The sequence below is a fragment of the Vampirovibrio chlorellavorus genome, from assembly GCF_003149375.1.
Classification (GTDB): Bacteria; Cyanobacteriota; Vampirovibrionia; order Vampirovibrionales; family Vampirovibrionaceae; genus Vampirovibrio; species Vampirovibrio chlorellavorus_B.
This window is the reverse complement of sequence record NZ_QFWH01000002.1, coordinates 233282-256146: the sequence shown is the minus strand read 5'-3', so window position 1 is coordinate 256146 and position 22865 is coordinate 233282. Positions and strand designations below refer to the sequence as shown.

Annotated in this window: 24 protein-coding genes and 1 tRNA gene; 12 read left to right on the top strand and 13 right to left on the bottom strand. The window is 54.6% G+C overall.

What is annotated here, in order from left to right; translation table 11 throughout:
- Positions 1 to 66: 66 nt before the first annotated feature.
- From DF283_RS03535 to DF283_RS03525, 3 genes are all read right to left on the bottom strand, one after another.
- Entirely contained in the window at positions 67 to 1467 is a 1401-nt protein-coding gene (locus DF283_RS03535) for a hypothetical protein (protein ID WP_303673329.1), read from the bottom strand.
- 222 nt (positions 1468 to 1689) lie between these two features.
- On the bottom strand, positions 1690 to 2646 hold the full coding sequence (gene queG, locus DF283_RS03530) for a tRNA epoxyqueuosine(34) reductase QueG (RefSeq protein ID WP_303673328.1): 957 nt from the start codon (positions 2644 to 2646) through the stop codon (positions 1690 to 1692).
- Positions 2647 to 2794: 148 nt separating this feature from the next.
- Positions 2795 to 3004, bottom strand: coding sequence for a KGG domain-containing protein (locus tag DF283_RS03525; protein ID WP_303673327.1), 210 nt, complete (start codon positions 3002 to 3004; stop codon positions 2795 to 2797).
- Positions 3005 to 3338: 334 nt separating this feature from the next.
- Between DF283_RS03525 and DF283_RS03520 the strand changes: the two genes are divergently transcribed.
- From DF283_RS03520 to DF283_RS03505, 4 genes are all read left to right on the top strand, one after another.
- Complete coding sequence (locus DF283_RS03520) at positions 3339 to 4019, top strand: cyclase family protein (RefSeq protein ID WP_303673326.1); 681 nt, start codon at positions 3339 to 3341, stop codon at positions 4017 to 4019.
- The gene (locus tag DF283_RS03515; RefSeq protein WP_303673325.1) at positions 4019 to 4699 is read left to right on the top strand and encodes a bifunctional 4-hydroxy-2-oxoglutarate aldolase/2-dehydro-3-deoxy-phosphogluconate aldolase; all 681 of its coding nucleotides are present in this window, start codon (positions 4019 to 4021) and stop codon (positions 4697 to 4699) included. Before DF283_RS03520 ends, DF283_RS03515 begins: the two co-directional genes overlap by 1 nt.
- Before the next feature lie 220 nt (positions 4700 to 4919).
- Positions 4920 to 6674 (top strand): dihydroxy-acid dehydratase, encoded by a 1755-nt coding sequence (gene ilvD / locus DF283_RS03510; protein WP_303673324.1) that lies wholly within the window; start codon positions 4920 to 4922, stop codon positions 6672 to 6674.
- A gap of 8 nt (positions 6675 to 6682) precedes the next feature.
- The gene (locus DF283_RS03505; RefSeq protein ID WP_303673323.1) at positions 6683 to 7582 is read left to right on the top strand and encodes a sugar kinase; all 900 of its coding nucleotides are present in this window, start codon (positions 6683 to 6685) and stop codon (positions 7580 to 7582) included.
- Here DF283_RS03505 and DF283_RS03500 read toward each other — a convergent pair.
- Positions 7572 to 7982, bottom strand: coding sequence for a peroxiredoxin family protein (locus DF283_RS03500; RefSeq protein WP_303673322.1), 411 nt, complete (start codon positions 7980 to 7982; stop codon positions 7572 to 7574). The two genes, DF283_RS03505 and DF283_RS03500, sit on opposite strands and share 11 nt — an antisense overlap.
- Positions 7983 to 8368: 386 nt before the next feature.
- Between DF283_RS03500 and DF283_RS03495 the strand changes: the two genes are divergently transcribed.
- Complete coding sequence (locus DF283_RS03495) at positions 8369 to 8893, top strand: peroxiredoxin (protein ID WP_303673321.1); 525 nt, start codon at positions 8369 to 8371, stop codon at positions 8891 to 8893.
- A gap of 236 nt (positions 8894 to 9129) precedes the next feature.
- On the opposite strand, the gene rplA is transcribed toward DF283_RS03495, so the two are convergent.
- The 6 genes from rplA to rpmG form a co-directional block, all read right to left on the bottom strand.
- Positions 9130 to 9861: a 50S ribosomal protein L1 gene (gene rplA / locus DF283_RS03490; protein WP_303673320.1), complete on the bottom strand. Its 732-nt coding sequence runs from the start codon at positions 9859 to 9861 to the stop codon at positions 9130 to 9132.
- A 74-nt stretch (positions 9862 to 9935) separates the two neighbouring features.
- Complete coding sequence (gene rplK / locus DF283_RS03485; RefSeq protein WP_303673319.1) at positions 9936 to 10361, bottom strand: 50S ribosomal protein L11; 426 nt, start codon at positions 10359 to 10361, stop codon at positions 9936 to 9938.
- Positions 10362 to 10496: 135 nt separating this feature from the next.
- On the bottom strand, positions 10497 to 11228 hold the full coding sequence (gene nusG / locus DF283_RS03480; RefSeq protein ID WP_303673318.1) for a transcription termination/antitermination protein NusG: 732 nt from the start codon (positions 11226 to 11228) through the stop codon (positions 10497 to 10499).
- Between the two features lie 23 nt (positions 11229 to 11251).
- Positions 11252 to 11530: a preprotein translocase subunit SecE gene (gene secE / locus DF283_RS03475; RefSeq protein WP_303673317.1), complete on the bottom strand. Its 279-nt coding sequence runs from the start codon at positions 11528 to 11530 to the stop codon at positions 11252 to 11254.
- A gap of 68 nt (positions 11531 to 11598) precedes the next feature.
- Positions 11599 to 11671, bottom strand: a tRNA-Trp gene (locus tag DF283_RS03470).
- 302 nt (positions 11672 to 11973) lie between these two features.
- Positions 11974 to 12138 carry a 50S ribosomal protein L33 gene (gene rpmG, locus DF283_RS03465; RefSeq protein WP_303673316.1) on the bottom strand — a complete coding sequence of 55 codons (165 nt, stop codon included), beginning with the start codon at positions 12136 to 12138 and terminating at the stop codon, positions 11974 to 11976.
- Between the two features lie 361 nt (positions 12139 to 12499).
- On the opposite strand from rpmG, the gene coaD reads away from it, so the two are divergent.
- From coaD to DF283_RS03450, 3 genes are read left to right on the top strand one after another with little or no spacing between them, the layout of a single operon-like run.
- Positions 12500 to 12997 (top strand): pantetheine-phosphate adenylyltransferase, encoded by a 498-nt coding sequence (coaD, locus tag DF283_RS03460; protein WP_303673315.1) that lies wholly within the window; start codon positions 12500 to 12502, stop codon positions 12995 to 12997.
- Positions 12997 to 13254 carry a hypothetical protein gene (locus DF283_RS03455; RefSeq protein WP_303673314.1) on the top strand — a complete coding sequence of 86 codons (258 nt, stop codon included), beginning with the start codon at positions 12997 to 12999 and terminating at the stop codon, positions 13252 to 13254. Before coaD ends, DF283_RS03455 begins: the two co-directional genes overlap by 1 nt.
- 25 nt (positions 13255 to 13279) lie before the next feature.
- Positions 13280 to 13921 carry an ATP synthase subunit B family protein gene (locus DF283_RS03450; RefSeq protein WP_303673313.1) on the top strand — a complete coding sequence of 214 codons (642 nt, stop codon included), beginning with the start codon at positions 13280 to 13282 and terminating at the stop codon, positions 13919 to 13921.
- 169 nt (positions 13922 to 14090) lie between these two features.
- Here the strand turns inward: DF283_RS03450 and DF283_RS03445 are convergent, their stop codons facing one another.
- From DF283_RS03445 to trxB, 3 genes are all read right to left on the bottom strand, one after another.
- The gene (locus DF283_RS03445; RefSeq protein WP_303673312.1) at positions 14091 to 15479 is read right to left on the bottom strand and encodes an HD-GYP domain-containing protein; all 1389 of its coding nucleotides are present in this window, start codon (positions 15477 to 15479) and stop codon (positions 14091 to 14093) included.
- Between the two features lie 142 nt (positions 15480 to 15621).
- Positions 15622 to 16425, bottom strand: a complete 804-nt coding sequence (locus DF283_RS03440) for a hypothetical protein (protein WP_303673311.1) — start codon at positions 16423 to 16425, stop codon at positions 15622 to 15624.
- Between the two features lie 144 nt (positions 16426 to 16569).
- Positions 16570 to 17523: a thioredoxin-disulfide reductase gene (gene trxB / locus DF283_RS03435; protein WP_303673310.1), complete on the bottom strand. Its 954-nt coding sequence runs from the start codon at positions 17521 to 17523 to the stop codon at positions 16570 to 16572.
- A gap of 362 nt (positions 17524 to 17885) precedes the next feature.
- Between trxB and DF283_RS03430 the strand changes: the two genes are divergently transcribed.
- The 4 genes from DF283_RS03430 to DF283_RS03415 all read left to right on the top strand — a co-directional run bounded on the left by DF283_RS03430 (position 17886) and on the right by DF283_RS03415 (position 22820).
- Complete coding sequence (locus tag DF283_RS03430) at positions 17886 to 18086, top strand: hypothetical protein (protein ID WP_303673309.1); 201 nt, start codon at positions 17886 to 17888, stop codon at positions 18084 to 18086.
- 130 nt (positions 18087 to 18216) lie between these two features.
- The gene (locus tag DF283_RS03425; protein WP_303673308.1) at positions 18217 to 18711 is read left to right on the top strand and encodes a TadE family protein; all 495 of its coding nucleotides are present in this window, start codon (positions 18217 to 18219) and stop codon (positions 18709 to 18711) included.
- A 248-nt stretch (positions 18712 to 18959) separates the two neighbouring features.
- Positions 18960 to 20006: a Flp pilus assembly protein CpaB gene (gene cpaB, locus DF283_RS03420; RefSeq protein WP_303673307.1), complete on the top strand. Its 1047-nt coding sequence runs from the start codon at positions 18960 to 18962 to the stop codon at positions 20004 to 20006.
- Positions 20007 to 20156: 150 nt separating this feature from the next.
- Positions 20157 to 22820: a type II and III secretion system protein family protein gene (locus DF283_RS03415; protein ID WP_303673306.1), complete on the top strand. Its 2664-nt coding sequence runs from the start codon at positions 20157 to 20159 to the stop codon at positions 22818 to 22820.
- Positions 22821 to 22865 lie beyond the last annotated feature (45 nt).

Below are 22865 nucleotides of genomic sequence, written 5' to 3'. Positions count from 1 at the left end.
GGGATGTTTTTGAGTTTTCTCAAAGAGCAACCCATCAAGAAGAACTCATCCGTATCCCTGATGCCGTTAAACACCCAGGGGGCTCTTTAGGCCACGGGCTTCCGATACCAGCCCTTCATACCCCTTGCGACCCATCAGGGCGTAGGTGTACTTCTTGGCCAGCTCCACCCCGGGCTGATCAAAGGGATCAATGCCCATCAAGGCCCCTGCGATGGCCGTCTGCACTTCCAGCAGATACAGAAGCTGGGCAAAGTGATAGGCATCCACCTGCGGGAGGTGCAAAGTCATGTTAGGACGCTGGTTATTGGTAATACTGGCCCGGGTGGACTCAAATTCCGCTTGCATCAGCTGGCTCATGGGTTTTCCGTTCAGGTAATTGAGATCCTCCACGTCGCTAAACTGATTGGCCGGAATCTGAATATCCTGGGCGGGCTTGCCCACCGAAATAAAGGTAAACACCTTGTCAAAGGGGCCTTCATTAAACAACTGTACCTGAGAGTGCTGATCGGTCACCCCAACGGCCCGAACCGGGGTGGGCCCCACATGCACCACATTGCCTTGCAAGTCGTGCTTTTTGCCCAGAGATTCCGCCCATAACTGCACGTACCAATCTGACACGGAGGCCAGACGATAGGAATAGGGCATAAACACGGAAATGGGCTTGCCTTGCTGATACAGCAGGTACTGAATTAAAGCGCCTTGCGCCGCCGGGTTTTGCTGAAGATCGGGGTTTTGCAGCACTTTATCCAGATCCTGAATGCCTTTTTGAATCTCGGAGAGTGAAATGCCGCATAACACGGCAGGCAGCAGCCCCACCGCACAGAACACGGAGAAACGACCGCCCACGTCATCGGGCACTTCAAAGGTCTGGTAATGCAACTGGTTGGCCACCGGGCGCAGCACACCTTTTTGAGCATCCGTAATGGCCACAATGTGCTGCTTCACCTGATCCGCAGGCAGTTTTTGCTCCAGCCAGTCCTTGGCGATCATAAAGGCGCTCATGGTTTCCGCCGTGGTGCCCGACTTGGAGATCACCACAAACAGGGTGCGCTGGGGGTCCAGCATGTCCATTAAGGGGTTGATCTGGTCGCTGTCCACGTTTTCCACAAAATAATACCGGGGAAACCCGTTGCGCTGGGCATCGCTGAGCTGGTTCCAGTAAGGGTGCAGCAAGGCCCGCAGCATGGCATAGCCCCCCAACGAGGAGCCGCCAATCCCCAAAATCACCATATCGCTGAAGCGACCTTTCACAGACTGAGCGTAGGCGTTCAATTCATCCAGCAGTGTTTGGTCATACCCCAAATTCAGCCAGCGCTTCCAGCCGCCGGGCTGGTCTTTTTCCGCGTAAATGCGACTGACAATGTCCTGAATCTGTTCGCGATAGTCCTCAAACACCTGAGGCAAGTTCAATCCGTGGGCTTGACCCACTTTTTCAGTGGAAATATTGCCGTAATCCAGTTTAATCATCAGTGGCCTTCTCGTCTCAATTCAAATGCAATCAATTCAAACTCAGTCTCAAAATCAATCAAGGGCTGCAAATCCCGGGTTTCAAATTGCCATGGGGCCCCGCGCGCCAGTTTGCGCAAGCGCTGCATGAAGGCCCAAAAACCCTGACTGCCAAAGCAGCCACCCCTAGAAAGGAGATGACATATCATACCGCAAAGATGGCACAAGCCAAGAGGGCGGACGCTATTCAGTGGCCATCCGCACATTCCGCTGAAGGCCCGCCAGCTTGGGGCGCTTGATGGGGCTTTTGCGAAACGCCTCCCGAAACTGCTCCTCATCCAACGCCATCAAGGTTTCCCGGTGTGGATGCCTCGTCAAGGACCGGGGCTGAAAGGCCGCTTCCTCGGTGGGGCGGGCGAACTTGATATTCCAGGGGCACACATCCTGACAAATGTCACAGCCGAACACCCAGCCGTTCAAATGCTCACGTATGGTTGCCGGGAACTGTTCGCCCTTGTACTCAATGGTCCAGTAGGCAATACAGCGGTTGGCATCCACCACGGTTGGCTCTACAATGGCCTCCGTGGGACAGGCTTCAATGCAACGCCTGCAACTGCCACACTGATCCGGCACCACAGTGGTGTCATAATCCAGCGCAACATCCAGCAGCAACTCCCCCAAAAAGAAAAACGAGCCCATTCCCGGCAGAATGAGGTTGCCGTTTTTGCCCATCCAGCCCAAGCCAGCCTGCACGGCCAACGGCTTTTCCATAATGGGGGCGCTATCGGTCAAGGCCCGCCCCTGCACGTCAGGTTGCAGCGTTTGCACGTAGGCCAGCAGCTCCTTCAGCCGATCCTTGACCACATAATGATAATCGGTGCCTCGGGCGTATTTGGCGATTTTTAGCTCCTTGGCATCCTGAGAATCGTAGGCGTCCGTGTTGAAGTAATTCAGGGCCACGCACACAATCGAGCGGGTGCCCTCCATCAGCGAGGCCGGGTCCTTGCGCTTGTCGTAATGGCTGACCATCCAGGCCATGTCCGCTTGAAACCCCTGCGATAGCCAGGTCTGCAAGCGCTCCACCGCTCCATTCCGAAACGGCTCGGCGGGCACGATGCCCACCTTGGCAAACCCCAACGCCAGGGCTTTTTCCTTGATCAGGCGGGTCAGTTCGGTTTGCGTTAAGGGCGATGCGGTCATGTTCTCATTGTAGTGGAATGGGCCTCCCCCTGCCAGAAAGCGTATAGCAAACGCCAGCAAAAAGGGCACCTGAAACAGATGCCCTTTTCATTCCCCCTCGAAAAATCTGGCCCCCTGGAAAATCTGGGTTTCCTGAAAAAGCGGGAGCCTATTCAGCCGAACGAGTCGCCGAACGTCCCCGACCACTGGCTTGGCCACCTTTGCGGCCAGCTGCGGCTGCCTCTTCAGGCGTAAACTCGTGAGCGGTGCCTTTTTCGTGAGCGGCCTTTCCGCCTTTGCTAGCGATTTCCCGCTGTTTGACCGGATCCATGGAAGCGAACCCGCGCTTGCTGGTTCCAGACCCTTGTTTACTGGTCATAATACCCTCCCCCTGCTTGTGCGAAACAGAAGTTATTGCGTAATCGACCTGTCAGGAATCAACTTCATTCCTGTCACCATTGCATCGGATAGGCAGTATTATGGCGGCAGGGTTCCACTGTGACAATTGGTCAGCCGGGCAAGCTGAGCCAGACAACTGACTAATTGCGTCTCCACGATTTTGCCCGGACAGCAGGCTTTGGGTAGCGTCTTCCGTCGGGCCACAGCTCAGAACAACGATCGACGAACGAGTCCCCCTTCGTTATGATAGAGAAAGGATAAACACAGGCATTTCTGGAATAGCCCGTCTCTGTTTGTTGTAAAGAACCGCCCTCATGCGCCAAACCCTCATTGATATTTCCATCCCCCTGTCGCATCAAATGATTGCCTGGCCCGGCGATCCGGGAGTCGAAATTACCCGAACCCTGGATGTGCGCTGCGGCGACCCGGCCACGGTGTCCTTCCTCAAACTGGGATCTCATACCGGCACCCATGTGGACGCTTTTTCCCACTTTAAGCAGGACGGCAATAGCCTGAGCGAGATGGATTTATCCCCCTATATTGGCCCGGCGCTGGTGGTAGAGATTGAAGACCCGGAAAAGATCACCCTGGGCGAATTGCAGCGCAATCCCTCCTTTCTGGATCTGCGCAAAGCGGAGCGGGTGCTGTTTAAAACCGTGAACTCGGAGCGGGAGTGGTACAAACAATCCTTCAACGAACACTTTTGCCACCTTAACCCGCATGCCGCCGATTTTTTGGTGGAATTGGGCGTCAAACTGGTGGGCATCGACTATCTTTCCGTAGAAGCCTTTCACGCCAAAACCCTGTACGAGGAAGAGGCCCCCACCCATCACCGGCTGATGAAGGCCGGGGTCTATATTCTGGAAGGCCTCACCCTGAAGGGGGTAAAACCGGGCTGGTACGAGTTGCTGTGCCTGCCACTCAAGCTGGAAAACGGAGACGGTGCCCCCGCCCGTGCCGTGTTAAGACCCGTCAGCGAAAAGGGTCACTCCTGATGGAAAGCAGTCCCTCCCCCGAGATTCAGAACTCCGAAACTGCCAGACGCCAAAAGGCGCTGCACCAGTTGGGCCAAGCGAAACTCATCGCCATTGTGCGCACAAACTCCCCGGAAAGCGCCTTATGGGCCAGTCACTTACTCCTTCAGTGTGGCTTTGGGGCCATTGAAATCCCCTTTACCGTCCCCGAAGCCGCTGATGTGATTGAATCCCTGACCGAAGAGTATCCCGAGGCCCTGATTGGAGCCGGTACGGTTTTGGATGTGGACACCGCTTATCAGGCACTGTCGGCCGGAGCGGAATTTATTGTCTCGCCTGCCCTGATAGAGAGCATCATTCCCATGGCAGAAACGGACGATGTCCTGATTTTACCCGGTTGCCTAACCCCTACCGAAATGCATCGGGCCACCCAGTTGGGCGCTTTGGCCGTTAAATTTTTCCCGGCCCAGTGTTCGGGCGGGGCGGAGTTTTTAAGCGCCCTGCGAGGCCCCTTTCCCCAGTTGCAAGTGGTCCCTACCGGGGGTATTCTGCAAGAACATGTCCCGGGATACCTGAAGGCGGGCGCCTTGGCCGTGGGCGTAGGCGGCCCCTTGCTGCCCAAAGCGCTGGTGGCCAAGCGGGAGGAAGCGGCCATTCGGGAGCTGGCATTGTCGTACCTGAAAACGGCGCAGTCACTATGATTCATCTTTCTCTCTTGTCATTCCCACGCCGGCGGGAATCCATTGCGCCAAAGGGCCCACCAGCCTTGAAACGAACCACGGAAAAGGATCATGCGCAAACAATCCCAGTGGACTCCCGCCGGCGCGGTAATGACAGTTTACGCTTCAACGAAAAACACCCACGAGAACAACACATACCTGAGAAACAGAAACAAGAATCTCACACAGGGGAGAGAAGCGCATGAATCCCATTAACGCCATTAGCCAGCAAGGGCGGCAGCAATCCCCGGAAGCGGATTCCCTACGGATGGGCTGCGGCTGGGGCAGGCAAGAAACGGACAAGGCCTGGATTTTGGTGGAAACCACCCATGGAGACTCTCATCCGGGGTCGATTCATCTGGGCGATTTGGCCCAATTTGTGGACAAAGGCATCATCAGCGCCGGGGGAACACCCGCCCACTATACCTGCACCGATATTTGTGACGGCATCGCCCAAGGCACCGCCGGACAGCATTATTCGCTGCCCTCCCGGGAAGTGATGGTGATGGCCTGTGAAATGCACGCCAAAGCGGGGCATTTCGACGGGGCCGTGTTTCTCTCGGGGTGCGATAAATCGCTGCCGGCCCACCTGATGGCCATGCTGCGACTGAATCTGCCCTCACTGGTGGTGCCCGGCGGGGTCATGGAAGCGGGCCCGGAAGGCTTTACGCTGGAGGGTGTGGGCACCATCTACGCCCAAAAACGCCGGGGGGAGATTGACGAGGCCAGCTACGAGTTTTTACGCAGCGGGGCTTGCCCCTCGGCTGGGTCCTGCGCCTTTTTTGGCACGGCGGCCACTATGCAGCTCTTATCGGAGGCCATGGGCCTGGCCATGCCTGCCACGGCTCTGATTCCGGCCCATCTGAACGCCCTGAAAGAGGCCGCCCGGCAAGCCGGCAAGCGGGTGTTTGAACTGATCGCCGAAGATCTGCGCCCTCGGCAGATTTTCACCCAAAAAGCGCTAGACAACGCCCTGATGGTACTTGCGGCCACCGGGGGCTCCACCAACGCCCTCATTCATCTAGCCGCTATGGCCAAAGAAGCCGACCTGGATTTTTCCTATGAGCGCATCAATGAAATCAACGGCCAAGTGCCCTTTATCCTGAATTTAAAGCCCTCCGGCAAGTTTACCTCGGATAAAATCTGGTACGCAGGCGGAGTCTACCGGATTTTAAAAGAACTCAAGCCCTTCCTGCATTGGGATGCCCTGACCGTGACCGGGTTGACCCTGGGCGAAAATCTGGAAATATTGGAGAAAACGGGCCATTTCATCAACATGCCCCGCTGTTTAAGCAATTACGGCGGAAAGCCGGAAGATATCATTCGCCCCATCCACGACCCTTTGCGCCCGGAGGGGGCCATCCGCATCCTCACCGGAAACATAGCACCCGGTGGGGCGGTGATCAAAGTCTCGGCACTGAATCCGCAAATGCGCCGCTTTGAAGGCCGGGCCAAGGTGTTCAACAATCAGGATGACGCCCGTGAAGCGGTGCTGAGCGGCAAAATCCAGCCGGGCGACGCCGTGGTCATTCGCTACGAAGGCCCCGCCGCCACCGGCATGCCGGAACAGTATTACATCACGGAAGCCATTGCCTCCAGCCCACTATTGGCCAGCAGCACCATGCTAATCACTGATGGTCGCTTTTCCGGAGCCACCCGGGGGCCCGCCATTGGGCACGTGGCGCCGGAAGCCGCTCGGGGAGGCCCCATTGCTACGCTGATCGATGGAGATTTACTGGAATTTGATCTGGACGAAAGCGCTTTGAATATAATAGGAGTGAACGGGCAACGGTTGGCCCCGGCTGAATTGGAAAGCATTCTGCGCCAACGGCAAACACAACTGGAGACAGGCATTAATAAACCCAAGCCCCAATACACCAAAGGCTTGCTGGGCATCTATTGTCGTTACGCCTTGCCGGCGAGCGAAGGAGGCGGATTATCGACATCATTTCCATAGGCGAAGCCATGCTGGAGCTGTCCAGTGAGGGCGATCTCAAACAGGCCCGGGTCTTTAACCGCAGTTTTGGTGGCGATACGCTCAATACAGCGGTGGCGGCGGCCCGGCTGGGTTCCAACGTGGGTTACATCACCCGTTTGGGCAACGATGCCTTTGCTCTGGCCCTGCAAGAAATGATTTTGAAGGAAGGCATCCAGATTAGCCCCAAGCGCAACGGCAAAGGCCCCACCGGGCTTTATTTTGTCTCCGTGGATCACGAAGGGCAGCGGGATTTTGTCTATTACCGCCAGCATTCAGCCGCCACCCAACTGGGCCCGGATGACATTTCCGTGGATTTGATTAAACAGAGCAAGATCGTGTACTCCTCAGGCATTACCCTGGCCATTTCCCCTTCGGCCCGGCAAGCCACCCTGAAAGCCTTTCGCCTGGCCCGTGAGAACGGGGTCATGACCGCCTTTGACCCCAACTACCGGGAAGCGCTGTGGGAAAGCGAAGAGAAAATGGTGGACGCTTTCAACGAAGTACTGCCGTGGGTGGATATTTTCCTGCCCTCTTTCCCCGATGACACGGTCAGCATGATCAACTTTAATAAACCCCAGCAGGTGGTGGACTACTTCCTATTCAAGGGCGTCAAGCTGGTGGTGGTCAAAGTGGGAGCCCAAGGGTGCTATCTGGGCTACAAGCGAGAAATTCAGCAGATTCCTTCCATGTCCATCAAGGCCATTGACACCACCGGCGCTGGAGATGCCTTCAACGGTGGCTTCCTGCACGGGCTGGCCCAAGGGGAAAGCCTGATCAACTGCGCCAAACTGGGCATTACCACGGCCAGCCTGAAAGTCCTCAACCGGGGATCGGCCATTGCCATGCCCAACAGAGACGCCGTTTACAACCGGGCCTTCAGCCACTAAAGGCGGCCAGCACCTGTTCTGGACTTGCCTGGCTTCGGGCAAACACAACCCGCTGCTGATTATCCAGCACGTAGACGGCCCGCCCAGTCACGAATTTAGGAATCCAGGCGGCCTGGTAAAAAGTCGCTTGTCGGCAACACTGGTCAAACAGCAGGGGAAACGGAAGATCCAGGCGCTTGGCCAGATGAAACAGCATCTCCCAGTTGATGCTGGACAGCGCCAACACCTGCAACCCAGCTTCAGTCAGGGCACCATACGCATGCCGGAAGCCCTGCAGCAATGCCACATCGCCCGGCAGCCAGTCGGAGGCGAAAAACAGCAACACCACCCCGCGCTGATCCGTAAAATCGCACAGTGAGACCAGATGGCCCTGCTGATCCAGCAGCGCAAAGTCAGGCACAGTCTGGCCAAGAGATAACAGTTTAGCGGGCAACAGGATATTTAGCACGACAAGACTCGGAGCAACTCAAATAACGGTTTACGGTTCCCGATCAGACATCATCATACCGAAAATAGTCGGCCCGGATACAAGCAATCTCTCAATCTATGGCTATCCATGGGCCCGTTTCTCCCAATCTGTTGCTGTCGCCACGATTTTCAGAGAGCGCCATCTGTCAGGCCAATCCGGATCCCTGAATTGATACGGATAATTAAAAGCCCTGAAAGGCTTTGACCACCTTGAATTACAGCCAATGTATCAAAAGTGCGGCTTGAAAGTAGGGGGCTTGAGGCATACAATAGGGCCATTGTTATGGTCTGGTTTATTTTTGATAGGAGATTACACCAATGGTCGCACAAATTGGCAAACCGGCTCCTGAGTTTACAGCAGCCGCCTACCACGAAGGCAAAATCACCGAAGTGTCCCTGAAAAACTACCGTGGCAAATGGGTGGTCCTGTTCTTCTGGCCGCTCGATTTCACCTTTGTCTGCCCCACCGAAATCCAGGGCTTCAACGACAAAAAAGCCGAATTCGACAAGCTGAACGCCCAAATCATCGGCGCCAGCGTAGACAGCGTTCACTCCCACAAAGCCTGGAGCGAAGGCGCTTTGGGTCAAATGAACTACCCCATGGTCTCCGACATCAACCACCGCATCAGCCGTGACTATGGTGTGTTGCTGGAAGACAAGGGCATCAGTCTGCGTGGTCTGTTCCTGATCGATCCCGATGGCAACCTGCGTAGCTACCTGGTGAACGACCTGGCTGTGGGCCGTAACGTGGATGAAGTCATCCGCTTGCTGCAAGCCTTCCAATCCGGCGAACTGTGCCCGGTTGGCTGGAAGCCCGGCGCTCAAACCTTGGGCAAAGCTTAAGGTTTGTAAGCCTCAACCCTTTCAAAAGCCCGGTAGAGCCTTCTATCGGGCTTTTGCCTTGGGCGATCTTTTTTGCTTTAGCCAAAATTGCGGTGGGTATTTTACATTGGTGAGGCTGCCCTCACATAACATTCGTAAAACTGCGTGTATCCCAAAACAAATAGAGAGCGCCGTCCCCAATGCAAAGAAGAAGCCCCTTCCAGACGGAAGAGGCTTCTCTCAGGTGAGAATAAAATTTAGTTGGCCAGATAATCCCGAATCTCGGAACTCAGCTTGGAAGCATCCAGCTTAATGCTGGGCCCCATCGTCGAGGTCAGGTAAACGGATTTTACATAAGCGCCTTTGGCAGCGGCCGGTTTGGCACGCAGAATGGCGTCATACAGGGTGGAGAAATTTTTCAGGATTTGCTCTTCAGTGAAGGCTTTGCCTTTACCAATGGCGGTGTGGACAATCCCTTGCTTGTCGGCACGGAACTCCACTTTACCGGCTTTCACTTCTTTAATGGCCTGAGCCACATCGAAGGTAACGGTGCCGGTCTTGGGATTGGGCATCAGGCCTTTGGGACCCAGCACTTTACCCAGTTTGCCCAGCAATGCCATGGCATCGGGGGTGGCAATCAAGACATCAAAGTCGAGCCAGTTTTCTTTTTCCATTTTTTCGACCAGGTCTTCGCTACCCGCGAAGTCGGCACCTGCATTTCTGGCTTCGTTGACTTTTTCGCCTTTGGCGATAACAGCCACACGAACGGTTTTACCGGTGCCTTCAGGCAACACCACGGTGCTACGGACTTGTTGATCGGCATGCTTAACGTTGATGCCCAAACGAATGTGGGTTTCAACGGTCTCATCAAACTTGGCATGCGCTAACGCTTTTTTCAGCAGAGCAACGCCATCCTTGACGCCTACAGGCTGGGTGGCGGAAGCCATCAGCTCCTGGAAATGTTTTTGACGCTTGGTTAATTTAGCCATTTTTTTACTCCTTGTGGTCAAGCAATTGCTCGGGGCAATCTCCCACATTGCATTACAACGTTAATAATGGACAGTTAGGCTTCGCAGGTCACGCCCATGCTGCGGGCGGTACCACGCACCATTTGCTCAGCGGATTCTACGGTGTGAGAGTTCATGTCAGCCAGTTTGATACTGGCGATTTTGGTCACCTGCTCAGCGCTCAGGGTTCCTTTTTTCTCGGTGTTGGGCTTGCCTGAGCCTTTGGGGATGCCTGCTTCCTGAATGATCAAAAAGGCGGTCGGAGGGGTCTTCAGGATGAAGGTGAAAGAGCGATCTTCGTAAACGGAGATCTCAACCGGAATGATTTGGCCGGTTTTATCAGCAGTCTGGGCGTTGTACTGCTTGCAGAATTCCATAATATTGACGCCGTGCTGACCGAGCGCGGGACCCACCGGGGGGGACGGATTGGCTTTGCCTGCGGGCAATTGCAGTTTGATTTTACCGGTTACCTTTTTAGCCACGGGGAAATATACCTCCAACGATAGTTTGGGAAAGTTAAATATGAATGTAGATCAAAAAAAAATTTCGATCCACTACTTGTAGATTTTGCCGGAATTTTGTGACAAGAAGTCCGGCAAGCCGTGAGGGTTGAGGAATTAGTGAGATTTTTGCACCTGGTTAAAGGCCAGCTCAACCGGCGTTTCGCGTCCGAAGATGGAAACGGAGGCTTTCAGGCGCTCTTTTTCCGGGTTGATTTCTGTAACAGTACCTTCAAAGTCGGCAAAGGGCCCGCTGACGATCTTGACGATCTCGCCCACCTTGAGGTCGATTTCGACCTTGGCCACCGTGGTACCGGTACGCTGATCCTTAAGCAGAATCCGCTTGATCTCAACGTCTTTGGCGGGAATGGGCTTCTTCTGGGAGCCCACGAACTTGGTAACCCCGGGCGTATGGCGAACCACGTACCAGGAATCATCATCCATCAGCATTTCCACCAGTACATAACCCGGGAAAATGCGCTCTTCCTTCTCAGTCCGCTTACCATCCTTAATTTTGGTCACGGATTTTTGAGGCACTTCCACCCGAAAGATCTTATCGCCCATGTTCATGGACTCAATCCGGCGCTCCAGGTTCACTTTCACCTTGTTTTCGTGCCCGGAGTAGGTATGCACAATATACCAGCGACGCTTGGGAGGGCGCTTGGTAGCGGTTAAGGAATCTTCGGCACTGACGCTGATGGCCTTGTCGGAATTTTTCTCGGACAGCACGCTGACCCGGTGATCACCCGACGAAGCAGGCGCCTCATCTTCAAGATCTTCATCATCCAGGGCGAATTCATCAGCTTCCAATTCTTCGGAGGGAATTTGCGGTTCTTCTAAAAATTCCATGTCAGTTTCCTGTAAGTTCTCTTTTAACTGCGATGGGGTGTAATGGCGTTAACGATAGAGTGGAACGAGAAGTCCATAACCAGTAAAAGCAGGGTCATTACACTCACAACGGCTAGCACCACAATGGTTTGCCCAATAATTTGCTGCGTGGTGGGCCAGCTGATTTTAGTCCATTCGGCGCGCACGCCTTTCAGGTAGGTGGTCAGTTGTTCCATGGGTGAGCCTGATACTTCTTGTTGACGGGACTGTTTTCCGGCGGGGCCGGGCGTCTTCCTGGAGTCCGCTTGCTGCAATGTGGTCATAGTAAAGCGCTTAAACTCCCGAGCTGACTAGCCAGCAATCACTGTTTAACGAGACAGAAAACAAAAATCGCGCCCTGGAGGACTCGAACCCCCGACATTCGGTTTTGGAGACCGACGTTCTACCAACTGAACTAAGGACGCATAACATAAAGAGGAATTGCCTTTACTGCTTGGGAGACGCTTGTGGCACCTATACTCACCAGATTACTGGATATTTAAACCGGATAACCTCTTGATTGAACGGTTTTAAACTTGGATGAGCAAGGTTTCAGGGTCAGCCCAGGTACATTGTAGTCTGAAAACCAAAAGAAAAGAAGAATCGGTTTATCTGACAGAATACTCTCTCAATGAATCCGTTCAACTCCCTTTATCCGTTTTTAGACCATTCGAGAAGAACATATACCATTTTCAAGAGTCGACTCACAATATCCAATCACAAAAAACTAGCGCGTTTCGCGATGAACGGTATGACTCGTGCAACGAGGGCAGTACTTCTTCAGCTCCAGCCGCTCGTTGATTTGATTCAAGCCCTTCTCCGTAGAGTAGTTCCGTTCAGAACAGTCCACACAGGCTAAAATCACTTTCTTTTTTTTCTTGGCGTTGCCCATTGTCTGTTGTGTCAATCATGGTTTTTTGAGGATCGTGATAATAGCCCCAATAGGAAAGACTGTCAATGAAACCTGTGACACAAAGGGAACCTTTTGCGGACTTTAACTTCTTGCGTATCAATATCTTAAGAAATCTTAAGCATCCTTAAGATCATCAGCATTCAGGCAGATCCCAGCGAAGCGATCTCGCTGCAAGCCTCTCAGGCCTTTTGCTTTGCGTGATCAGTCGTAAACTTTTCTTACAAATATAGTCAACTCGTTGTTTATTAACTTTTCCATATAGTAAACTGATTCTTGTCTACAGTTAGCCCAACACCTTTACAAGTAAAGGGTAAGGCTTTTCCAGGAGAGTTACGAGGCAGTGACCATAGCGGTTTACCCAGGCAGCTTTGACCCCATCACGCTTGGCCACGTGGATATTGTCACTCGGGCCAGCCAGATGTTTGAGCGCGTCATTATGGCCGTGGTGAAGAACCCGCAAAAGCGCGCCAACATCGAACTCAGCACTCGGGTCAGCCTGGTGGAACAAAGCCTGAAGCACTTACCCAACATTCAGGTGGAATCGTTTGAAGGACTGACCGTGGATTTAGCCAAAGCCCATCAAGCCAAAATCATAATTCGTGGGCTTCGGGCCGTATCAGACTTTGAGTTCGAATTTGCCATGTCCCAAATGAACAAGCGACTGTGCCCCAACGTAGAAACCCTGTTTATGATGGCCGGGCTGGAATATCAGTTTTTATCCTCCAGCATGACCAATGAAGTGGCCCGCTTGGGCGGTAGCATTGAAGGACTGGTGCCCGAGCAGGTTCGTGAGTATTATAGGTCTCAGTCTCAGGCTGCTGAAAAGGCAGGAACCTGATGATTGAACGCAGCGACGCCATGAAAATTATGGATGAACTGGAAGCCCAGATGATGAAAAAGGGCTGGCCCATCCCACTGACTCCGTTTTACCTGGTGGATCACGAAAAGATGGTCATGTTACTGGATCAACTGCGGGTTTGTCTGCAGGATGAAATGGATGCCCGCTTTATCAAGGCCTTTTCCAACGCCAGCGAAGCCGAAAAAATACTTTATCAGAAGCAGCCGAAGAACCAAGGAAAGGAGAGAAGCCATTAATACCTTTGCCAGAATGATCGAGCGAATGGAAGACTTCATTCTTACAGGAATGGGCATTCCGTTTACGCCTTTTACCATTGTGAATGGTGAAAAACTGGTGCCTCTCCTGGATCGCATCCGGGAAAACCTGCCTTCCGAAATCCAGCAGGCCCAACGGGTGCTGGATCGTCGGGATGAAGTGGTCAACGAAGCCCAGCTGAAGGCCAACCAGATTTTGCAAGAAGCCAAAAAGCAATCCGAGTTCATGCTCAGTGAATCTGAATTGCTGCGGGCCGTGCACGAAGAGGCCAACCGGATTCGTCAGCAAATTACCATGGAACTGGAAGCCATGCGCAAAAAGGCCTTTGAAGAGGCCGAAGCGGCACGGGCTCAGGCTTATGAAGAAGCCGCTGCCGTTCGGGTGGGTGCTGACCAATACGCGGAAGCCATTTTAGGCAGTCTGGACAAAAGCCTGGTGGAATTTCAGACCGTGGTTCGCAACGGCCAACGCCACCTGAAGAAGGTTCGTATGGACGCTGCCCAGCAAATGCCCCCGGCCATCAGTGCCAGCCACGGCGGCTACCGTCAGGAAGCAGCCTATGCAGAAGCCATGGAAGCCCCCGGCAATCAGAGCACCATGGATTACGCTCAGGAATTCTTGAAACAAACCACGCTAAGTAATTCGTAATGAATGATTGGGGGCTTGTCCCCCACTTCAACGAAGCATTTTCTTCTTACATCGTTTCTGCGCACTTTGATTCCCATCAAAGTGCTTTTTATTTAAAGAAAAGCACAACAGCCTGCACATCGCCTTATCCCTCTAGACAGACGTTCGTCGTCGGGCCAACCCAAGTCCGCTAGCGGATGGGAATTTCGCTACTCAGCACCACCCGGCGCAGCAGGTTGACCAACTGATTGTCATACAGCGTCATGCGGCCCTGCCCGATGACCGGCAAGGCATCCATGGGCTCGTGGGCATGGGAGCGATAGGGGCGATGCGAGGTCAAGGCGTCAAACACATCGGCCAGGGCCAGAATGCGCCCGCCAATGGAAATCTCAAAGCCCTTACGGTGAGCCGGATACCCCTTGCCGTTCATGCGCTCGTGGTGCTCGCTGACCCATAGGGCGATATTATCAAACCCGGGAATGAACTTCAAAACATCCTGCCCCAACAGCGGATGATCCTGAATCACGCTTCGCTCATCAGCAGTCAGCGGGCCATTTTTCATCAAAATATGGGCCGGTGTGGCCAAATGACCAATATCCATCAGCATGGCCGCCATGGCGAGCTCCCCACACTGCTCTCGGTGTATTCCCAACGATTCGGCCAGCGATGTGGCTAAATCCGCCACATGCCGGGAACGGCCCGTTTTATACAGGGGCATCAGCCCATCGGATAAACCACCCATGGCCGCCACAATGCTCAGCAGCACCGGGCCGCTCATCAGCATGGTACGCTCAGGCAACAGACAGCGCAGCATGTTTTCCACCTCCAAAGAGGCAATCATGCGCAAGAAGTCCTCATTCTCGGAAATCAGTCCCCGGAAAACCCGAACCACATCCGGATCAAAGCGTCCCGGCGTTTTGATGTCCATGAAGTTTTCCAATGCGTGACGACGGGAGGTCAGGCCCGACAACTCCTTGGAGCAGCCTTCCAGAACACCTTCTACCACATCGGCAAAGGCCAGAATTTTACCCCCCATGGGGATTTGCTCGGCCGAAAGGCCGAAGGGATAACCAGAGCCATCGCACAGCTCGTGGTGGGTGGCAATAATCTCGGCGATGTCCTGGGAAAGGTGAACCTTGGACACAAAATCAGCCGCCGTCAGCGGATGCTGGTGAAACGTCTCGTAAAACTGACTGGAAAACGGGCGATCATGGGGAGAGCCGATAATGCGGGCGTTGACCAGTTGATGATTCTGGAAAAGCTGCTTCTCCGTCACCCCGGGCGGCAAATGCGGAAACAAGTCGGACACCAGACGCACCAGACCGATATCGTGCAGCAGCGCCGCATACACAATGGAAGCCACTTCCCGGTCGGGCAGCATCAAGATTTTGGCAATTGACCCGGCAATGACCGCGACCTTCAAGCCGGTTCTTAACGGGCGTCCTTCAAGCAAATCCATGGCTTTGGAAGTGGCGATCATCAAATCGTTGATGCTGGGCAGTTTCCCCTGACTATGCCTGACCCGCTGAGGGGTTTCCGGGCCCCTGAACCGCTCGGCCACTTCCGAAAAAACACCCAAGTCGCACTTCCTTATCCACGCTAAACGAAACTCTATTCTATTACATGCGCTGCGCTTACAAAAGCATTGACCCCAAAGATGGCACGGGTCGCTTTAGAACAGGCCTTGCAAAAGGCGCACTAAAAGGGGCTTCACCGGATGGTTAGGTGGATTCCTGTTTTTTCAGTTTTTCAGCGTCCTTCTCGATCCATTTTTGATATTTTTCGTTGATAGACTCCCCCCTGGGATCCTGGCACGTATGAATCAGGGCCAGGGCGGCTCGTCCGGCCAGAAAAAAGGCAAAGGTGGTGGGAATGGTCACGGCCATGACCGGGGAGCCAATGGCCAACACGGCCCCAATGCCCAGGCTCCACAAGGAATCACCGAGCAAAGGCCCCCGGGTGACATACTGCTTCCCCAGATCCGTCAGCACTTTGAATCGGGTCCGCTTATTCCGGGGCGTCCAGTTGGCCGCCGCCTGCTTCTTGAAGTCCTTGTCATCCTTGGCGCGTTCTTCTGCGCCCTCTTCTCCTTTGCCTTCTTCCCCCGGCTCAACAGAAGCGGCTGGGGTGGCAGGGGCAGTGGCCCTCAGTTGAACCGAATCCTCATGAACACCATCAAAAACGATACCGGCAACATCTGCGTACTTTTGCGACACCCGATGACCCCGCTCCTCTAGCAAGGCCAATTTCTCTTTTATTTTCTGGTCATACACTTCCTTGTTTTTGATGCTGTCCTGCAGTAAGCCCATATGCTTATCGTAAGTTTCCCAGTGATTCACCAAAAAATCGAGTTCAGGCTCATCCCCGGCTTGAAAATGGATGACCCGTTTCTGGAAGTGATCCACAAAAGGAACCACAGGCAACAACCTAGACGGAAAGCACTCCTTGACGGTTGCGCCGTTTCCAAAGCGAAGGGTTCCGGTCTGAAGGCGAGTGCTGGCGTTTGGGTTCAGGGTAACGGGCATACGGGAGACTCCTATTAAACATGGATGGTCTGGGCGAATTAAACCCAAAGCATTTAAAAAGTTGCAGATTCTCTCCTTTTAAAAAACAAAAAGGCTCACCACACGCAAGCGCGGATGAGCCTTCTGTGAGATCCAAAGAGGGGCCTAAACCGGAGTCGCCGACGCTTCCAGCGCCTCCAGATATTTTTCAGCGTCCATAGCGGCCATACAGCCCGTTCCAGCGGCGGTAATGGCTTGGCGGTAATGGTGATCGGTCACATCGCCGCAACCAAACACCCCTTCCACGCTGGTACTGGCCGTACCGGGCTGCACTTTCAGGTATCCGTTGGGGTGCAGCTCCAGCTTGCCCTCAAAAATGCCGGTGTTGGGCTGGTGGCCAATGGCCACAAAAACGCCCTGGGTGGCAAAGTCAGTGACTTCACCGCTTTTCAGGTTTTTCAGCTTGACCCCGGTCACGCCGGTTTCCTTGCTGCCCACAATCTCTTCAATGGCCGTATCCCAGATGAATTCGATCTTGGGGTTGGCAAAGGCTCGATCCTGCATGATCTTGCTGGCCCGCAGGCTATCCCGGCGATGCACCACCACCACCTTGGCACAAAAGCGGGTCAGGAAGTTGGCCTCTTCCATGGCCGTGTCGCCGCCGCCCACCACAATCACTTCCTTGCCCCGGAAAAAGGCCCCGTCGCAAGTGGCGCAGGAGGACACCCCATGGCCCATCAGTTTTTTCTCGGATTCCAGGCCAATCCACTTGGCGGAGGCGCCGGTGGCCACAATCACGGTATCAGCGGTATAAGTCCCCTCATCGGCCATGACCGTGAAGGGGCGCTTGCTGAAATCCACCTCGGTCACGGTGTCATAGACCACCTTGGTGCCAAAGCGTTCGGCCTGGGCCTGAAATTTTTCCATCAGCTCAGGGCCCATAATGCCTTCCGGAAAGCCGGGGAAGTTCTCCACATCCGTGGTAATGGTCAGCTGTCCGCCCGGTTGCGTGCCTTGTAAAACCAGCGGGGACAGATTGGCCCGCGCCGCGTAAATGGCCGCCGTCCAGCCAGCGGGACCCGATCCGATGATAACGACCTTGTAATGATTTTCGGCCATAACAAACAACGCTCCATTCAGGGCTTTATGCTTTCAACAGTCCAGCATCTTACCACAATCAGCCGTCACATCCTTACCCAGCCCGGATTTAAATGCGGGGCGCCGTATTTTTATGAAGATTTTTTAAACAGCCAGCGCCCTTGAACCCGACTGGTTCTCTTCAGCGAAAGCCCCTATAAATAGAGGATTCTGGACTGTGTAAAGCGTTTGTATATTAAGAGTTGTTGCCAGTAAAGGGCCAGCAGGTTTAGACCGGGGGGTGGATTGGCATTATACCGGTGTAGCAAGGTTCTACACCTTAAAGAGTGAAAGTCAGTTGTGCAGTAGAAATCAGAATTGGCAAGCGAAGGAGACAAGTTCCTATGTATCAAATGTTGATTGCAATGATGGCCAGCAATAAATCCAAAAAAGGCCAAGGCGTTATTGAGTACGCGGGCGCCCTGGTAATCGCGGCGGCCATCGTGGCAGGGGTACTGTTGATTGGCCCTCAAGGTCTGTCGGATTTGTTCACCACCATTCTGGACACGGTAACCGCCAACTTTACAGCGGCACTGAACCAGTAACGATTAAACCGCCTTGCAGTAACAGGCCAGTTAGAACAGTTAACCCGGAGGGGGCAAGGCATTTTCACCTTGCTCCCTCTGCATTTCAAATCACTATTTAAAAAATACAGAGCGCGAGTTGAGGTGTATCGTGAAGCGATTTCTTGGGAAACAGTGGCCTGTAAATGGCAAGCAGTCTGGCCAGGCCATTATTGAAATGATTGGGGGCATGATTATTTTCACCCTCCTGCTGACCATGGTCATGAGTTTATCCGTGTACCTTTACTTCCAGCAAGCGCTGGTCACTGCCGCCCGGGAAGGGGCCCGGCACGCCTCCCTGAATAACAACCTGGGCAGCGCCAGCACGGAGCGAACCGGCATTTCAGAAATTCAGAGCTACGTCACCACCGCCATCCGCAACCTGACGGGCCAGACCGTCAGCCCCTCGGTGGCCACCATCACCGTGGTGCCCCCCTCAGCATCCGCCTCCCAGAGCGCGGGAAATCGAAACGTGACCGTCAGCATCCAGTGGCGCATGACGAATCCTCTGGGGGTGGCAAACTTTTTAGATGCCCTGGGTGCCGACGGGGATAATTTCCGGACTTTCCCGGTGGCCGCCAGCGCCACCATGCGCTACGAAGAATAACGAGCTTTCGACATCGCCCTGACTCGGCTTTTGCCCACCACAGGCAACACAAGCGCCCGTCAGACTTGGGCTTTTACCGAATTGCGGCTATTTTTTCAAGCTCTGCCATAGCCTTTGGGCAACAAGAATAATCTTTCCAGAGGATCTCCTTTGCCTGAAAAATCCGCATAAATAGAGAGGGATTCTGGCAGCATTTTTATGCCCATGCACCCGTGCCAGCAGACGCTCAACGCAAGAGGAAGTCATTCATGCCAACGTCCAATTTGCCCATTAAAGCAGGACAACTCTACATCGTGGTGGCCGTGGTTCTGGGCATTGCCACGGTGGGACTGTTCAGCAACGGAAAACCATCCGCCAAGCAGGCCAGGGTAGAAAAAATTGAAACGGTCGATGTGGTGGTGCCAGTAGTTCAGGTCAATCAGGGACAAACGCTTTCCTTGAACGATATTACCCTGGTCAAGTGGCCCAAAGCCTTCCTCCCCAAGCAGGCAACCTTTGATCAACCCTACATGGTCTCAGGCCGGGTGGCCAGGCAAACCCTGTTTCCGGGCGAGCCCATCTTTATGCAGAAAGTCTCTGGCAGCAACTCAGCCGGTGGCTTAACGGCCCTCATTCCCCCGGGAAAAAGAGCGGTGACCATCGCCGTCAGTGAAATCAAGGGCGTGGCTGGCTTCGTAAAGCCGGGCGATCACGTGGATATCTTATCCACCCTTGAAATTGATCAAGGGCAGGATCAGTCGGTCAAAAAAACGCAGACCGTTCTGCAAAACGTGCTGGTTCTGGCATCCGCCCAAACCATGGTCAATGATGAAAACTACAACATCGAAACCCCGGAAGGCGTCGAGCGCGGTACCGCTGCCACTCCAGACCTGACCGTCAAGAAAGACGAAAAAGCCAAAGACACCGCCAAAGAGAAAAAAGAGCGCAAACCGGAAGACATTGAAAAAGAAATCAAGGAACGGCGCAAGGCCGCCAAGGAAGCCGCCAAGGAGGCCAAGCTGGTTTCCTCGGTAACCTTGGCCCTGAGCCCGAGTGAAGTGGAACTGGTGGCCCTGGCCGAGGAAAGCGGTGACATACGCCTCTCCCTGCGCCCAGAAACGGACAACAGCATTGCCACCCTCTCTGGCAAGCGGAGCGATGAACTTCAGGGCAAGCCTGACTTTATGGCCCCAAGCACCCGCATGCCCGCCCCCGGCCCCATGCCCGGCGTCCCCACGCTGCCCCCGCCCACGTTGGGCACCCAGGTGGAATTTATTCAGGGAAGTGACAAAACCCTCTACAACTTCAATCAGTAATTGCCCCGCAATCGCTATCCCGGCCTTCCTGCAAACCCAGTCCAGCATTCTGGAAAAAACCCTTTGCAGCCCGTTGCCGTCCCACAGTCGCCGTATTACATCTTCCAGAGAGTTTGAACAAACAGCCTTATGGTGAGGAGAGAGCCAATTATGACCTTTAAAAAAACCGCCTTACTGGGACTGAGTACCCTGTTGTTAAGCGGTCAACTGATCCTGCCCGAAGCGCAGGCCCTACCCTTAATGGCCAGCAGTCAGCTGCAGGGCAATCCGCAACTGCAAAAAATGATTCAAGGGCCGTTGTACGGCAGTATGCCCATGAGCAACCGGCACGCCAAGGGCCAAAAACACGGCATTCTGGACTGGTGGAAAAACCCACTGGGATTGTTCCACAGCACCGCCTTGCCATTGATGGCCCAAAGCACGCCGCTGCAATCCGTTAATCAGGCAGCCGTCCCCTTGCCCTTTTCCAAGACCGCTTCCAAGCCGCTTTCCAAAGGACAGTTGGCCGGAAACACGGCCAATGGACAGCCCTTGCCCGCCTCAAACCCGGGCCGGGAGAAGTCCCTGAAACCGATCGTTCAGGCGGCCAAACCGATTGAGGCCACCAGCACCCCCAATGCCGCCCTCACCCGGAACAACACCCCAAACAGCGGACCGGAAAAGCCGGGGCAGGATCACCGTATCGAGCCCGATACGGCGGCCAGCCAGAACAGGCAACCCCAGCCGAGTGCGGTCAAAATCACTTACAAACAGGTCTTCTTGCCCCAAGCGCAGGATCAAAAACCGGTGACGCCAGCCCAGCCCAAGCCCATCGCGGTTAACCCGATTTTCCACCCGATCTACCAAACCTACGATCCCACCGAGCATCAGATGGCCAGCAAGCCCAGAAGCAAGCAGTTTGAGGCCTTCCAGATGCTGGCCACCAGCGCACTGGATCAGCTGGCCATGAGTACCAAGACCAGCGATCTGGTCTACACACCAGCTTTGGATACCAGCGGTGCGGCCAACGATACCTACAACAACCGCAGCAATCTGAGAGTCCTGAAATCGGGCATCAGCCAGAAAATGACCAGCGTGGATTTGACCATCGGTAAAGCCGAGGTCATTTACCTGAGCCGTCCGGCCTCCCGGGTCTCCGTGAGTAACCCGGAGGTGGCCACCGCCGTTATCATCAGCCCCACCCAGATTCAGCTGGTGGGGAAGGCGGTTGGCGTAGCCAACTTGCTGGTGTGGGGAGATATGGTGTCCCCGGATCATACCGTGGTTGACATCAACGTCCACAAGGACGTCTCCGTACTGGTCAACCAGTTACGCTACGTCGACCCCGGCATTCAAATCGTCCCCCTGGCCGCCGAAGATACAGTGATTCTGACCGGGCAGGCGGAAACCCGGGAAACCGCCCAACTGGCCGTGGAAATGGCCAAGGCCTTTTTCGGGAAAAGCACCAACATGGTCGCGCCCAGCGGCGGCAACGGCCCCAACTCGCAGGCACCGGGTTCCGCCCTGCCGGGACTGAACTCCAACGTGATCAACCTGCTCAAAGTCAAGGGGGAACCCTCCACCAAGATTGAGCTGGTGCGTCAGCGCCTGATGGACATTGATCCAAACATTCACATTGACGTGGTTCCCGGTCCCGATGGGGATGAAAAAGTCATCCTGACCGGGCGCGTGGCCACGGCCAGCGTGGCCTCCAAGGCCCTGAACCTGGCCAGTGTGTTTTACGGCCAGCCCGGCATGAAAATGATCACGGCCCAGGGTGGGAACGATTTCACCCGCATGCAGGTCAACAGCGCCTCCAGCTCCTCCTCTGGCGGCGGCGGAAGCACCGCCAACACCCAAAGTGGCAGCGCCGCCGGTGGCGCCAACCTGCTGCAAGGCTCGGTCGTCACGGACGCCACTGGCAACGTGATCAGCATGCTGGAAATCGCCCAGAAACCGCAGATCAAATGCAGCATCAAATTTCTGGAACTGAATAAAACCTCCCTGAACGCACTGGGGGGCAGTGTCAGCGGCATGAGCGGCAACACCGGCTTTGCCAGCTGGAGTGGGGTTCAAGGGGCCGCGCCCGGTAAATCCATCTCCGCGCTCAGTACCCAGGATCGCTCCGGTTCTGCCTTCAGCAACTCGGCCAATCGGGCCAACAGCGGGTTCACGGGCAGCAACATCATCCAGAGCCGCTTCAACGAAGTCTACCAGAATGGCATCACCCAGGTGCTGACCATCAACAATCAGGTGGCCGCCGCAATACAAGCCCTGCAGGAACGGCGTCAGGTGCGCACTTTGGCCGAGCCCACCTTAACCCTGCTCAGTGGAGAACAGGGCAGTTTCCTGGCCGGTGGCGAAATCCCCATTGCCTTTGTGGGCGGACAGGGACAGGTCAGTATTGAATATAAGGAATTCGGCATTCGCCTGAACCTGCTGCCCAACGTAACCGATGACGGTAAAATCCAGATGCAGGTGGCACCCGAGGTCAGCTCACTGGATCAGGCCAATGGGGTTTCCACCAACTCGGTCAGTGTGCCCGCCTTTATTACCCGCCGCATGAACACCACCTTGCTGGTGGAGCCGGGCCAGAGCTTCATTCTGGCTGGACTTTACAACCAGCAGGACACGGACTCCATGAGTCGCTTCCCCGGACTGGGCTCCATTCCGGTGCTGGGCACATTTTTCCGCAACAGCTGGAACAGCCGCAGCAAGAGCGAAATGGTGGTTCTCATCCGCCCGGAAATCATCTACAGCAACACGGGCAGCGCCAGCCCTCAGGCCAGCTTTCTTCCGGTGAACGCCACCCCGTCGGAACTACCCAAAAAATAAATTCAAGTCCCCACCGTTCCAACCGATGATAGACATGATGCCCAT